This is a genomic window from Bacillus sp. ISL-77, assembly GCF_018613105.1.
In genome coordinates this window covers 1-14328 of record NZ_JAGGQY010000004.1, presented here as the reverse complement: position 1 = coordinate 14328, position 14328 = coordinate 1, and the positions used below count along the sequence as shown (strand labels likewise).

Sequence of the window (14328 nt, the reverse complement as noted above, 5' to 3'; positions counted from 1 at the left end):
AGTTTAGTGTTGACAATCCAACTTTCTTTACAGCAGGGGCAAGATTATCAAATCGAATCGCCTTCGGCACTCCACCAATATAATGAAAGATTCGCTTTAACCCTTCTAAAAAACATTCTCTATTCTGTGAAAGGAAGACCTGAAAATAAAAGGCATTGCTATTTGGAAAGGATAGAACTAGAAAAGGTAGATCAATTGTCTCACCATTATGTTTAAATGGTGCTTCCCCAAAGTCCACTTGAGCTGTTCCCGGCTTAGCCTCTAAAGGGATAGCCGCATCGGATGTAACCTCTAATAATTCTAATTTTCTCTTGGCTACATACTCTCTTACTGTGCGGTCTGCCCCCTTAAAACTATAATCACTTACTAATTGATCAAATATTCTTTTAGCTGTTCTGCGGTATTTTTTCTTTTTCTTCAAATCTTCCTGGAGCCACTGGTCCACAATTGACTTCACAGGATCCATTACTTTACCCTTTCTTACTTGCTTGAGCTTATTTTCGTTCCAGTCCTCTTTATCTGCATACTTTTTTATTGTTCTAGGATCTCTCCCCATTTGTTTTGCAACATCTGAGTAAGAACGTCCTTTAATATTTACTTCTTGTTTGATATAATTTATATCAGTCACTGTTAACACTCCTTATACCTCCCTGTAATTGTTAGCCCAATAACAGAGAGTTTAATTGTATGAGAGATTGTTGACAAGTGACTTTTTTTATTTGTCCCCCCGAATCAGTACTACATAAGTTAACCGCCATACCTTACATTTTTATACTGCCATAAACAATTAAGCAACCTTTTTCACTTCTTAAGAAAATAAGTACTCCAAGAGCCATTATTACAGTGATGATATATAAAGGGCTATAAGTTAGTTGGGCCAATAAAGTAGTCGTCGGTTGTCCTTCTAAGTCAGTCATGTTGCCTCCAAATTAATAAATAATATCTATTTTATCAGAATTATCTTAATGACTAACTATGGGAAATCTTCGGAAGAACTTAATGCACAGTTCGAAGAAATTGTGCATTAGTAGGATAGTCTTTGTTAACTAACGGAGTAAGCAACGTAGAGAATGTGAAGAATTGCACTTAAACTCCCATGAAAATAAAAACTGAAAAAGGGCATACAAAAATAGACCCAGAAAAGCCAGTTTTTAAAAAAAGGCTGAGCCTCTGACAAAAAAAGGTATGGCTATTATGGGAATCACAGCAGGTAAAGAATACTTGGTTCCTTGGGGTGATAGAAAACCAACCCAGTTTAATACAACCAATCATCCATTTCTTGAAGTAAGTCCAAAAAATCGAAAAAAATGGAATGACTTAGATATAAACAAGTATGTAAAATACGCGTGGTTTAACGCTAAAGATGAATTGTATGTATCAACAGCATCCGAGATATGGTCAAATGTAACGTATAAAAGTAAAGGGAATAAAATATTGACTTTAAAAAAAGAAATTGAAAACATAGATTATTCTTTGAATAATAACATTGTAGTTTTATCTGACGGAATGGTTTACTCAACTATAAATCAAGGAGATAGTTGGGAAAAACACACGGTTCCTGAATCCCTACACACAGTTCAGATATCTGATAAGGGAGAGTTATTTGTCTTAACTCAAAATAGGAAGATTCTTCGAAAAAACAGAGATAAATGGAATTCAATACCTATACCTTCTATTGCAGGTGTTCCTTGGGATATGAAAATCCTCAAGAATAAGATCGTTATTTCCACAGAGGGTGGATTGTGGATACGTGACATTAGTGGTGATAAATGGAGAAAGATACAAGTATAATATGATTTAAAATATCTCAATTAGTCAGAATATAAAGTTTTTTACTAACGGGGTGCATTACTTCAAGAAGGAGTAATGCACCTTTTTGTTGAACTAACGAGCAGTTTAGCTGAATAAGAAAACATCTTAGGGAACACTAAAATGAGGTGTTGAACTAATGAAAAGATACATTATTTTTATAATGGCATTTGAGCTAACGGAGCAGGTCTGCTCAATTAGAAGGTGTTTTGTCAGATAACCACGAATATTTGTTTAAAGGAATTTTAATACAAAGATACAGAAAGAGTACGGTTTTATGATAACAATCGCAGCAATTTTAAGTTTTATAATAGCCATTACTTTAGTTAGTTTTTCATTCAGTATGATAAGGAGTGTCACAGCTTCGAAGAAGCATCTCCTTAGACAAGACAGATATATTTTTCTAAAAAAATTTTTTATGTAGTTATTTAATTATAAACTTCTAATCATTACATTTTTGAGGTGAATAACTTTTGGAAGAGAATTTCTTAAAAACAAATAGGGGTATTAATAAATGGTGGAATTATATCATTTCTTTTTTGCTACTACTGACCATTTTAGTATTAAGTGATAAACTATCTACGAAATTCTACAAATGGTATGTAGAGCACGATGGGAATGCCGCTAGTTTTTATAGTCCTGATTTAGACCAAGCTATTTCGTATGATCCCTATATCAACTATTCTTTCCTTCAACTTTACAATGTTTTTTGTTTGATTGGTATTGCGGTGGTTTTGCTGCTGGTTCATAGGAGAAGTGTGCTTACCTTGATTACACCAAATAAAAAGGTGAATTGGAGGAAGATTGGGTGGGGTTTTTTGATTTTATTATTACCAATGTGTGTAACAACATTTTTTGACTATTTACTCTTCCCAAGTGATTATGAGTTAAATAGACTCAACATAGAAATCTTTTTAAAGGTATTAGGGATATTAATCATCTTTTTACCTATTCAAACATTAATGGAAGAGTTCTTTTTAAGAAGTTACCTGATGCAGTGGATCGGTTCAAAGGTTAGTAACAAGATTGTACTCTCCATTATTGTGGGTCTTATTAATGGAGGATTGCTTATTTATGTCGATCCTTATATCTTGGATTTAGATCCTGTTTATACGGGATTAAGTTATATCGTTATAGGAATACTTTTATCGTATATAACTGCTAAAACCAATAGTTTGGAGATAGCAATAGGTGCTAAATTTGCCTATTACTTATATATTAGTGTTCTCTCAATGCTGGGTTTTACCCGTTATCAGTTCTTCCCTAATTACTACTCTTTATCGAGTCTTTATACGAAGATGTACCTTTTTTGGACCATTATATCGTTTGGAATACTAGCATTTGTAACTTTAAAACGGTTCCAGACTAAAAAAGATATTAATCCCACAGAAAATACAAGCATTTAGATAGTTGATTATTTCAGTTTATAATATAAAAATTCTAATAAACATATGATTAAATAAAGGCATCGACTTCCCTTCCTTGTTGATATGATTGTGAATAATTCTACTTAAACTACCATGAAAATAAGTTTCTTCAAGATTAGAAAAATGACAAAACTTAAAAAGACCCTGCTCAATCGTTAAAAAAAAGAGGAGTGCGATAATTAATAAGTCTATGGATTAGGGTTGACTGGATTAAGGTCAGTATCAGTATTGACACTTCCTAACCATTTTCATTCTCTGTGGTGAAGCGCTGATTTTTGCGCTTCATGAATGGCTAACGGGTGTTAGAGTTGAAGATCCAGCTACCAAAATTCTTGGTGGCTTTTTCTTATTCAGCTAAAGTAAGCAGTTTAGTTCAAGAAGCAATATGTTTATTACTATTTTGTTGAATATTATAAATTGTGTTAAAATTTAATTAATTTACTGAAGGGTGGGATTTAGAATGAAAATTATCATTGCTAATTGTCTAGACATTAACTTTATTGGGGTTAAATACGAGTAATTCAAATGTTTAATTGAATGCTCGTAAATTCATACAAATTTTAGGAGGAGCATTCGTGTTAAATAAACAAGGATTTAATTTATGGGCAGATGATTATGATAAAACTGTACAAGTGAGTGAAGAAAATAACCTTTATCCCTTTGCAGGATACAAACAAATACTCAATACTATTTTCAATGCAGTTATGGAAAAGAAGCACTCTAAAGTTTTAGATATAGGGTTTGGAACAGGGGTATTAACAAGTAAACTATATGAAAATGGTCATCAAATAGATGGTTTGGATTTTTCATCAAAAATGATTTCGATTGCCAAATCTAAAATGCCCGAAGCACATTTGATTGAGTGGGATATTAAAAATGGATTACCTCCTGAAATTTTGGAGAAAAAATACGACTCTATTGTAAGCACCTATACATTGCACCATCTATCCGACGAAGAAAAAATACTATTTATAATTAAACTATTATCACTTATTAAGGAAGACGGACAAATATTTATTGGAGACATTTCATTTCAGACACGAGTGAAATTGGATATTTGCCGACAAGATAATTTAGGTTATTGGGACAGTGAAGAGTATTATTTAGTTTACGAAGAAATAAAGTCCGCACTGAAGTATGAATGTAATTGCGAATTTACCCCAATTTCGCATTGTGCTGGTGTATTCGCTATCTTTAAATAAAAAGTTTTATGTTTTTTAGGGAGTAGCAATTTACAAGATTGCTACTCCTTAATACTTACAAGTATTATTCAAGTAACTGGGCGATGCTTAAAAGGCATCGCCGTTTTTGTTTAATAAACGTGGCAGATTGTGAAGTATTGTACTTAAAGTAACGGGTGCAAGAGTTAAAGAGTGGAGCTGCCATTTTGGCGGCTTTTATTTTGAGCTAACGTGGTAGGTTAGTGGAACAAGAAATTATTGGTAAAATGGATATAATACAAATGAGATTTATTATATATAGGAGAGATAAAATTGATTTCATTTTTTAGAAAACAGTTTCTTGAAGATAGAATTAAACCTATACTGTTTTTACAGTTAATCTTAGTAATCTGTGTAATAATTGTTTATTTACACACTTATAATAGGATTGATTATTTCTATTCTGGGATTTTGAACATAATAGTAGGAGTAATTTTTTTATTAAATGGTATTGAGATTTACATTCTCAAAAAAAGTGGTTATTTTCTCTGGCTAATCTTATCTTTACTTTTTTTTGTGATGGCATCCGAGAAGTTGTTCTTCAGCTAACGGGTGCAAGAGTTGAACAGTGGGATTGCTTGGCAATCCTTTTTTCTTGTGCTAAAGGGACAGGTAAAAAATTAGGCTTAGTAAAAATTCAATAATATTCCTTAAGGAATTTGTGGCTATTTTTAGTATCATTAAATCATTACATTTGCTTAAGCAAAAACTAAAATGCGAAAAATGGTGATATTTTATGGCTGAGAAATGGATTGACCTTTTCATATCAATAACAGGCAGATTTGGTATTTCCCTATTAAACAAATTTAATCGTTATAAAAGGCGAGGGCAATCTGGTTGGACATTATATGCCTCGGTGGAGGAAGTCTATAAAGGCGAACAAAAGGAGTATTCTTTTGATTGGATCAAAGAGATAGATGAAGGGTACTTTGATAGTCTTTTTGAGAATGAGGACGATGAGGAGGATTTTGAAAGTCGGATTAGAAACCAGAGTGTGAGATACATTAAGTCAGAAGAGTGTTTAAATGAAATAAGCGAAATCTGTTTCTTTTATGCCGCCCCTGATATGATATTGGAGCATAATCGTGTTCTTGTGTTTCAAGATGTAAACCCGTGGGTACTTGAAGTGATAATGAAGGAAATGGTACCCCACTATAAGGTTGTAAAACAATTTTTGGATAAGGGGAAACTTAGGGAAATACAATTATCCGAGCTAAAAGAAGAATCAAAAGAATTAATAAATGATTTGCTTTCCAAAGGGCTTTATCCTGTTGTATCTGATTTATATAGGGTGAAGACTACCACCGAATTAACAACAGGGAGTCTTAAGTTATATTCAATCAATAAGGATTTTGTTGACCCGTTGGTACTAAATGAGGACAATCGTATTCATCAATTCATTCAGAAATCTAGTTTTCAAAATAATAAACCATTGGTTCTAGAGCCTGTTGGCTGGAAATTACAAGATAACTTAAAAAATTCCATCACTATTCGTTCTTTTTGGAAAATTGCTGAACAAATGGTACTTTTGGTTAATATTGCAGATGACAGTGTCAGAGCAATTTATATTTTTGGAGAAAAATCGGAACAAGATATTTAGCTTTCAGAAAATAAAGGACATTCTTTGAAGAAAGCTTTGTGGCGTTTCTTATTGCACTACCATGAAAATAAGTTTCTTCAAGATAAGAAAAATGACAAAACTTAAAAAGACCCTGCTCAATCGTTAAAAAAAAGAGGAGAGCGATAATTAATAAGTCTATGGATTAGGGTTGACTGGATTAAGGTCAGTATCAGTATTGACACTTCCTAACCATTTTCATTCTCTGTGGTGCAGCACTGATTTTGTGCTGCATGGATGGCTAACGGGGCAGTTTAGTTCAATTAGCACTCATAATATTTAGTTAATAAAGAGGGGAGATTAATTAAAAAGAAATGTAAGAGGTGCAATATGAAACAATTTATTTTAGGCATATTTATCGTCTCAACTTTTTGTATTTATCCTTTACAATCAAAGGCAGCAACTTTCCCTTGCAGTATAGTCTTGGAACCAATAGATAAAAAACTTGAAAATGCAAAGGGCTCAGCATTAATTTATAAAGTACGGTTGCGTGAGCCCAGTTTCGTGCGAACGAATATAAGTATCCTTGGAGTTCACCTTCCTAAACCATCTTCTTTTGGCAATTACGACAGTTATGAAGGATTCGCCTTTATGCCAAGGGAAATAAGCTGGCGGTTCAGACTTTATCCTACTCCAGAAATAGATAGTCCAACTTGGGCAGGAAGATTTGATGAAATAACAGCAAAGATGGAAAATATAGAAGTGCAGGTTCGTCTCTCAAATACAAAGAATGAAAAATTGGGACCACCTATATTAAGAGGCAAGATCAATAAGTGTAAGTAACATTTAAGCTAAGGTACATTACTTCAACAATGAGGTAATGTTTTTTATTGTAGGAACTAACCATTACGCCAACTTTTCAAGAAAGCTTTCTACCAAGAAAACTTTGTGAAGATTTACACTTAAACTAACGGGTGCATTACTGGAAAAAGGTAATGCCTTTTTCTTATTCAAGTAACGAAGCAGTTTACTTGAACAACAGTTTGATTTTTGTAAATTACTATTAAGCATTGTAATAATAAAACGTATGATATAATACGGCAGCAAGACCAGCGACTTTCTGCGTCGTTGATTTTAAAATAATAGTATCCAATTCCAATTTTTTGAACAACGAAATATTTGTTTTAATAGGCATCGAAACAGTGGCTACTTGTTTATTGTCGCATTTTAAGTTACCAGCACTCGTATAATCTTTTTCAAAAAAATATTCGTGGTTATCTAATCTAAAATGATACGCTTTTTCAATTAAGTGAACTCTATGGGAAGCAATCGAAACGGTTTGTGAGGATAAATGGTCAGTCAAATTGTACCTAATGCCAGGAAACTCACAGTCTATAGTATAAAGTGGTTTCCCATACGCATTAGCTATTTTATAACTATAGGGAATGCCACCTCGTATTGAGTTGTGGACGATACGGGCAAGGAATTTATGTTGCTGTTTTCTTATTTCAAATACAGCTTCTCCTTGTTCGTTTATTATTGGTATTATTGTTGAAATATGCACCTTTTCAGGTACTTGATAAGTAAACTGTTCCATAGTTTCCCCCAGCACATTCGATTCATCATTTATTATTATATAAATAAAGTTTCATTATGAAAAGCCACTTTTATTAGCTTTCTTCTTCAACTCCCTCAGTTTAATACGATTTTCTCACGAATACTCGCTTATTCGCAGGATTTCATAACCCTTGACATCAGGTTTACGGTTAAATGAAGTGAGTTCAGGACAATTAGGCTTCGTGAAGGCATAGTGAAATAAAGGAGTAATACAAAACTCCACATTTTACCATATGATGTACATTCTCCACGCCGCCCCTGGAGGCTTTCCCTCCCATGTCTCAACGGGTCAATTGCCCTATCATTCCTTCGTCATGCCTATCCAAGGGGTGGAGGCCAGTTATGCTAACGGGATGGGTCAGTGCCCTTTTGTTGAAGAAATCTGGTACTCCGTACATATTTGAAATCCTACGAATAAGCCAACATTCGGGTAGTAAAAAGTTAACAATCACTCTTTTTTTTAGATTTATTAGAGTTACCCCTTCGGGGAAACTAGTAAGTGTTTATAAGAATCTATTTGCATCTATGCTGCTAAAGAAGTTAAAGGATGTAATTTTTCTGGACAATAGGATTCATTTCGTTTGGCTATTCCTACAAATATCCGAGCCAGTTTACCAACCAATTTCATAATTGATTTCATCTTCTTGATTTTTTTCACCTTAACATTTGAGGTGTGTAAAGCTTTAAACTCAGGGTTGTTCATGACAAGGCTCATCGTCGCTAAGTAGAGAAAACGCCGAAGTCTAGATCTTCCTCGTTTAGAAATGACAATTTGACCTTTCCACTTTCCCGAACTTGCTTCAGCTAGGTGTAATCCTGCATGACGTAGTAAAGAATTGCCATGGGCAAAGCCACTTAAATCTCCAGCTTCCCCTAATATACCTGCCAATGAAATCTCACTAATTCCTTTAATGGTAAGCAATTGATTAGCATAAGGAATTTGTTTAAGTACTTCTGTGACTTGTTTTTCAACTCTTTCGAGTTGTGTTGTTGCGAGGTCAAATTCCTCTAGTAATTGTTGTAGATGAAATTTATAAGCATCAAGTGCTTGCCTAGTGCCAATCGAACGTTTAGCTAAATGAATAAGTAATTGGGCTTTTTTTAATCCAGGTTGTCTCTTCATCAGTGACTTCCACCCGATAACAACGTTTTGAGGTTGCATTGAACGCAATTCCATTGGGGTAGGAAATAAGCGAAGGGTTGCGATTGCCCCTTTACCTTTCACGTCTTTAAAAACTTGTCGGAGCTCTGGAAAGACAACATCTACCCAACGATTTAATTGGTTGATTGAACTAACAAGACGCTTAACAATCACATCACGGTTAGACATAAGAACTCGAAGTTCTTCAAATGATTCAGAAGTTGGACGAACGATGGAATAGTAACCATTCTTCACCATATCAGCGATAACTAGTGCATCTTTTTTATCGCTTTTTGACTGAGTATTATCTCGATTCTCTTTATTCCTTTTTACATGGTACGGATTTACTGTTACTACATCAATATTCTGTTCGAAAAGCCATTTTGATAGATTAATCCAGTAATGTCCCGTAGGTTCCATGCCGACTATAGTGGTAACTAAGTTATTTGTCTTTTTTAATTTGTTAATCCAGTGCAATAAAATAGTAAATCCATCTTCGTTATTTTCAAATGTGAGAGGATCGCCGACTACAATTCCACGGAAATTCACTGCTCGAGCGACGTGAAATTGTTGAGCAATGTCCACACCAACAACGAGATGTTTATCGGAAATTCTTTCTATTAGTTGATTTTGTTTGTCTTGCATTTTAAACTTCATAGTAGGGGTTCCTCCTAAGGTTTTGAGTTAGAGTGGTGTCTATACTCATATCTTACTGAGGAGCTCCTTTTTTATCAAAGTCAATAATTAACTCTCTACAGGAATGCTAAAGGGGCAGAATAGTTGAAAAACAAAAGTACATAAATATTACAAACAAATAAGACGGGTGAAAGGAATTTAAATAATAGGAGTTCTTATAGGAGAATATGCCTTTTGTGTATAAATATAAGATGAAGGGAGGGATAAATTTATGTATGAGGCAAAAGGTTTTCAAAGTACAGACTTCGCAGAACTTATTCGGGTAGTTAATGATTTTCTTGGCTCATTAGAGGAAGGAAAGCTGATAGATGTTAAATACAATGCTGTTCCTCTTGCTGTAAGCATGCACACAGAATATGGAGTGAATCCTGATACAAAATATACGGCAATGATTATCATAAAGAAATAGTGAGCTCAATGGATTTTTCTGTATCTTGACATTTCTTACAAAAAATGTTATGATTAAAAAAGAATTATTTTTGTTCGGTGTAAAGGATTTGTAACTTTTCATCTTGATGATCACTGAGAGCAGGGATAGTATTACATTGTGTGTGTTTACACACTAGGAGGCAAAACAAATGGAAAAAGGTAATGTAAAATGGTTTAATGGCGAAAAAGGCTTCGGATTCATCGAACGTGAAGGTGGAGACGATGTATTCGTTCATTTCTCAGCGATTCAAGGCGAAGGTTACAAAACTTTAGAAGAAGGTCAAGCAGTGACTTTTGATGTGGAGCAAGGTCAACGTGGACCTCAAGCTTTAAACGTACGTAAAGCTGCTTAATTTTACAAAACAGGGAAGGCAGGCTCTTTTATGGGAGTCTGCTTTTCTTTTTTCTGTGAAACAAAGAACCCCCACTCGTAAAGGAGTAGGGGACATGAAAACAGTAAATCAAATGGTAAACCAAGTGTAGCATATAATTAAGGATTATCCTAATTTAATGAGAGTGGCTTATAAAATGACTCTTATTTTTATGAGATACTTGAAGGATATTTTCTGCTTCGATTCTAATGGACTATCAAGGCGTATTGGGTATTTATGTTAAAATAAAGATTGTGATGAATTGCACTTAAAGTAACGGGTAGCGATTGCTGAACAAGGCAGTCGCTTTTTGTGTTATTTGCACAGGAAGGTTTTATATAGAATAATAATATTAAGGTTAGTAGAGGTTTCAGAATATACGCGTGAAAATTAACCTTCCCTTTATTGGTAATCCGACACGATTCCTATTGTTTTTGCTTTTTCTGATTTTTAAAGAAAAAGTAGTTGACACTGAAAATAAATTTATGATATTATTAAAAATTTGATAAAAAATAATATATATGTTAAGGTTAAGAAGGTTACCATATATGGAGGTGGATTATTTGTTTCAAATTGGCGATAACATTGTTTATCCAATGCACGGAGTAGGTATAATTAAAGCCATAGAAGAAAAGGAAATCTCAGGGGAAAAACAACAGTATTATGTCATAAAAATGTTAATCGGTAATATGCAAGTCATGATTCCTACGGGTAAAATATTGAGTTCAAGTATACGCCCTGTTACTGACATAATTGCATTAAAACACATCATAAACATTTTTCATCATGGAGAATCAGATAGATTACTGCCGTGGAAACAAAGGTATAAAGTGAACACGGTCAAAATAAAAACGGGTAAAATACAAGAATGTACTGAAGTTGTACGTGATTTAATTCGTATGAAGAAAGAAAAAGCACTTAATACAAGCGAAAAAAAAATGTTAGATAACGCACATGAATTTTTGATTAGTGAACTGGGATTAATTAAAGGGATTACTGAAAATCAAATAAAAAGTTTCTGTTAAGGTTAATTTAAGATAATGTATTACATCTCCCGAAAATATCCTGAATTTTTTGGGAATATGTTTATTATTAAAAGTAAATCATTTCAAAGACATTCAACTTCTCCAACTCACCTTTAGAGCATTAACCTCTTTTGTTATTTCTACAATCTAATCCATTTTTATTATTTAAATTTCTTTTACGAACGTTTGAAGTTTCATCAAATAACTCGATAAAATAGTCACTTGATTTTTGCCCTGATTCACACTGGCACGGACAAGGAGCCGTAAGGATGAATGAGAGGTAGGGCTTTCATTGTTTTAGGTATACAATATATTATTTAAGTCATTATTTCTAGAAGAAAAAACAATCAATCTCACCTCTATCTTTAAGAATTTTTTACATCTACTGAGACAGTGAATAGTAATTGTTTATCTTCTTTACGTAAAAGAGAAAAACGAATTGGTAACACCATATGGTCAACTACAAAAATGGTTTCCAGACCAGGAAACCATTTTTTATTTTATTTACATAACAATAGTAAAGATTACTGGTGATGGTTTTAAATCCTTTGATGAAGGGCAACGCGTACAATTTGATATTCTAAAAGGACAACGTGGCTCTCAAGCAGAAAACGTTTCTAAAATTTAATTGATCTCCTACCCCTTTGTAAATATGAACTCTGATCATAGGGGGGACCAAGCATAATCACCGCTTTGTACTTGAGTATACTTTTGTCATTTCCTTTTACTTCAATGGTTTCCCCGAATAATGGGACGAGGGGACAGGTCCCTTGTCCCATGAGACTACTTGTCCAATACTCTATCCCTAGCAACTTTTCTCGAACGAGTAAGTTGCCATCTAGAAGAACAAAGGAACCACCCACTCTCCACAAGAAGATACTATAAAAAGGTCCCGTATTAATAGATCCAATAGTAGCTTTTTCTTGTTCCTGTTAAAGGAGATATTATTGATGACCCAGATTTTGATTCAAGATTTCATAATGGATATAAGGTTGTAAAAGTTACCCTAAATTATGAGACAAATGAATGCTATGTATCTCTACATCCACTTGCAATTGAATTAGAGGAAATTAGTATCAATGACTATATAGAAAAATTTGTAGCACATGAATGGCGTATTGTTTCAAAAGAAGAATTATTAACCTGCTAAATGAGAAAGATTCACCGCATACCACTGCATGTTATTGAAGTAACGGGCAGCATTCCTGTAATGAAGAAGTATGAGGTTTGAACATAAAAAAGCCCCTTGGTATGATATGAGTGTCCAAAGCTTAGCGGCAAAAAGGACAACATTCATAATACCAGGAGGCTATTAAAATGAATTATAACCAAAATGAAAAGATTGCTCAAATTACTTATCAAACATTAATTATAGGTGTTGATATTGCTAAATACAAGCATGTGGCAAGAGCCCAAGACTTTAGAGGTTTAGAATTTTCAGCACCCTTATACTTTGAAAATACAAATTCTAGCTTTAACTGTTTCATAGAGTGGATTAAAAAGTTAATGGACCAAAACCAAATGGAAAAAGTTATTGTAGGAATGGAGCCAACAGGTCATTATTGGCTTAATTTAGCTCACTTCCTTAAGGAACACAATATTAAGTTTGTAGTCGTAAATCCTATGCATGTAAAGAAAAGTAAATAATTAGATGATAATTCTCCAACTAAAAATGATGTAAAGGATGCGAGAGTTATTGCACAGTTGGTCAAAGACGGGAGATATGCTGAACCTAATATTCCACAAGGAGTATATGCAGAACTTCGAGTGGCTCGAAAAATACGTGATCTCTTATCTGTTGATCTTCAAGCAGTACAAGGACAAATCCATAATTGGATAGATCGCTACTTTCCAGAATTCCTAACCGTTTTTAAGGATTGGGAAGGTAAGGCTGCAATACAATTATTAAAACTAAATTTATTGCCACATGAATTAGTGAATCTCACGGAACAAGAGATACTTGAACACCTTCGAAAAGCTGTTAAACGTGCAGTGGGACTCAGTAAAATAAAAGAACTAAAGCAGGTGGCCATGTTTTCAATTGGCATTCGTGAAGGTTCGGATATGGCTAAATTAGAGCTTCGCACATTAATAGATAAATATGAACTCATTATTGAAAAGTTCGAAGAACTGGAATTTAACATAGATTCACTTCTTGAACAAATTCCAGGTGTTGAACAAATGCTGGCCATAAAGGGTATCGGGAAGGATACGGTTGCAGGGTTTTTCTCAGAGGTAGGAGACCTAAGTAACTACTCCCATCCAAGGCAGATTATCAAATTAGCTGGGCTTAGTCTAAAGGAAAATACATCTGGAAAGCACAAAGGACAAACCAAAATTACTAAGAGAGGCAGGAAGACTTTAAGAGCTCTCCTCTTTCGAGTAGCAATGCCTTTGGTGGCTAAAAATACTGCTTTTAAGGCTTTACATGAGTATTTTACAAAACGCCCAAATAATCCTTTGAAGAAGATGCAATCTCTAATCGCAATATGTAATAAGCTCATACGTATTCTGTTTACCATCGGTAAAAAGCAGTGTGAATTTAGTGAAGAACGTATGTTAAGGGACATTCCTCATATAGCGGTATTACAGAAAGTAGCTTAATTTTCTTGTGATTGAAATTAATTAGTAGGTTAATTGTTTTAAACATTTGAAGCACGGATTAGTCAGTAAAACAACTAAAATACGGGCATGGACCCTGTCGGGCAGCATGACTGACATCCACCTCATGGAAAGGTTGGACGAAGGAATTTTGGAGCGAAGACTCTGTGAGATATGGGAGGGTTAACCTCCATGAGTAATGTGGAGATCCACCAGTGCAACCATACTTTAACTAGTTATCCACTTTTTGGATGAGTGGGGTTTGGTAGCTATCAGTCGCTTTTTCACTTTGTTCCCAAAATTATCCTTAAATACACCATTATTCCAATTATCAAATGAATATTAAAACAGACTACTACGTAATTTGGAGAAAATGAGAGAAATCGGGAGATTTTCCTTTCTATATAGAGGGAGTTTAGTTGAACATAATTTAG

Annotated in this window: 13 protein-coding genes and 1 pseudogene; 10 read left to right on the top strand and 4 right to left on the bottom strand. The window is 34.0% G+C overall.

The window, feature by feature from the left end; translation table 11 throughout:
* Both J7E77_RS01520 and J7E77_RS01515 read right to left on the bottom strand, forming a co-directional pair.
* Positions 1–637 (bottom strand): transposase (locus tag J7E77_RS01520; protein WP_483861467.1); only part of this gene is annotated, 637 nt, incomplete at its 3' end.
* A 124-nt stretch (positions 638–761) separates the two neighbouring features.
* Positions 762–917 carry a hypothetical protein gene (locus J7E77_RS01515; RefSeq protein WP_214711915.1) on the bottom strand — a complete coding sequence of 52 codons (156 nt, stop codon included), beginning with the start codon at positions 915–917 and terminating at the stop codon, positions 762–764.
* 277 nt (positions 918–1194) lie between these two features.
* On the opposite strand from J7E77_RS01515, the gene J7E77_RS01510 reads away from it, so the two are divergent.
* The 5 genes from J7E77_RS01510 to J7E77_RS01490 all read left to right on the top strand — a co-directional run bounded on the left by J7E77_RS01510 (position 1195) and on the right by J7E77_RS01490 (position 6857).
* Positions 1195–1791 carry a beta propeller repeat protein gene (locus tag J7E77_RS01510; RefSeq protein WP_214711914.1) on the top strand — a complete coding sequence of 199 codons (597 nt, stop codon included), beginning with the start codon at positions 1195–1197 and terminating at the stop codon, positions 1789–1791.
* Between the two features lie 491 nt (positions 1792–2282).
* On the top strand, positions 2283–3215 hold the full coding sequence (locus J7E77_RS01505) for a CPBP family glutamic-type intramembrane protease (protein ID WP_214711913.1): 933 nt from the start codon (positions 2283–2285) through the stop codon (positions 3213–3215).
* A gap of 596 nt (positions 3216–3811) precedes the next feature.
* Positions 3812–4438 carry a class I SAM-dependent methyltransferase gene (locus tag J7E77_RS01500; protein ID WP_214711912.1) on the top strand — a complete coding sequence of 209 codons (627 nt, stop codon included), beginning with the start codon at positions 3812–3814 and terminating at the stop codon, positions 4436–4438.
* Positions 4439–5192: 754 nt separating this feature from the next.
* The gene (locus J7E77_RS01495; RefSeq protein WP_214711911.1) at positions 5193–6056 is read left to right on the top strand and encodes a hypothetical protein; all 864 of its coding nucleotides are present in this window, start codon (positions 5193–5195) and stop codon (positions 6054–6056) included.
* A gap of 348 nt (positions 6057–6404) precedes the next feature.
* Positions 6405–6857 carry a YoqH family protein gene (locus tag J7E77_RS01490; RefSeq protein ID WP_214711909.1) on the top strand — a complete coding sequence of 151 codons (453 nt, stop codon included), beginning with the start codon at positions 6405–6407 and terminating at the stop codon, positions 6855–6857.
* 220 nt (positions 6858–7077) lie between these two features.
* On the opposite strand, the gene J7E77_RS01485 is transcribed toward J7E77_RS01490, so the two are convergent.
* Positions 7078–7611 carry a tubby C-terminal domain-like protein gene (locus J7E77_RS01485; protein WP_214711907.1) on the bottom strand — a complete coding sequence of 178 codons (534 nt, stop codon included), beginning with the start codon at positions 7609–7611 and terminating at the stop codon, positions 7078–7080.
* Positions 7612–8154: 543 nt separating this feature from the next.
* On the bottom strand, positions 8155–9429 hold the full coding sequence (locus J7E77_RS01480) for an IS110 family RNA-guided transposase (protein WP_214711906.1): 1275 nt from the start codon (positions 9427–9429) through the stop codon (positions 8155–8157).
* Between the two features lie 250 nt (positions 9430–9679).
* On the opposite strand from J7E77_RS01480, the gene J7E77_RS01475 reads away from it, so the two are divergent.
* The 5 genes and pseudogenes from J7E77_RS01475 (at position 9680) to J7E77_RS01455 (ending at position 13897) form a co-directional block, all read left to right on the top strand.
* Positions 9680–9877 carry a sporulation protein Cse60 gene (locus J7E77_RS01475; protein WP_214711905.1) on the top strand — a complete coding sequence of 66 codons (198 nt, stop codon included), beginning with the start codon at positions 9680–9682 and terminating at the stop codon, positions 9875–9877.
* 169 nt (positions 9878–10046) lie between these two features.
* Positions 10047–10250 (top strand): cold-shock protein, encoded by a 204-nt coding sequence (locus J7E77_RS01470; RefSeq protein WP_214711904.1) that lies wholly within the window; start codon positions 10047–10049, stop codon positions 10248–10250.
* A 581-nt stretch (positions 10251–10831) separates the two neighbouring features.
* The gene (locus J7E77_RS01465; RefSeq protein WP_214711903.1) at positions 10832–11293 is read left to right on the top strand and encodes a CarD family transcriptional regulator; all 462 of its coding nucleotides are present in this window, start codon (positions 10832–10834) and stop codon (positions 11291–11293) included.
* A 490-nt stretch (positions 11294–11783) separates the two neighbouring features.
* The gene (locus tag J7E77_RS01460; protein ID WP_283933059.1) at positions 11784–11921 is read left to right on the top strand and encodes a cold shock domain-containing protein; all 138 of its coding nucleotides are present in this window, start codon (positions 11784–11786) and stop codon (positions 11919–11921) included.
* 689 nt (positions 11922–12610) lie between these two features.
* Positions 12611–13897, top strand: a pseudogene (locus J7E77_RS01455) (IS110 family RNA-guided transposase).
* The last annotated feature ends 431 nt before the right edge of the window (positions 13898–14328 follow it).

Coding starts and splice junctions, on each gene's coding strand:
- J7E77_RS01515 (WP_214711915.1), bottom strand. CDS start 917: ATGACTGACTTAGAAGGACAACCGACGACTACTTTATTGGCCCAACTA.
- J7E77_RS01510 (WP_214711914.1), top strand. CDS start 1,195: ATGGGAATCACAGCAGGTAAAGAATACTTGGTTCCTTGGGGTGATAGA.
- J7E77_RS01495 (WP_214711911.1), top strand. CDS start 5,193: ATGGCTGAGAAATGGATTGACCTTTTCATATCAATAACAGGCAGATTT.
- J7E77_RS01490 (WP_214711909.1), top strand. CDS start 6,405: ATGAAACAATTTATTTTAGGCATATTTATCGTCTCAACTTTTTGTATT.
- J7E77_RS01485 (WP_214711907.1), bottom strand. CDS start 7,611: ATGGAACAGTTTACTTATCAAGTACCTGAAAAGGTGCATATTTCAACA.
- J7E77_RS01480 (WP_214711906.1), bottom strand. CDS start 9,429: ATGAAGTTTAAAATGCAAGACAAACAAAATCAACTAATAGAAAGAATT.
- J7E77_RS01475 (WP_214711905.1), top strand. CDS start 9,680: ATGTATGAGGCAAAAGGTTTTCAAAGTACAGACTTCGCAGAACTTATT.
- J7E77_RS01470 (WP_214711904.1), top strand. CDS start 10,047: ATGGAAAAAGGTAATGTAAAATGGTTTAATGGCGAAAAAGGCTTCGGA.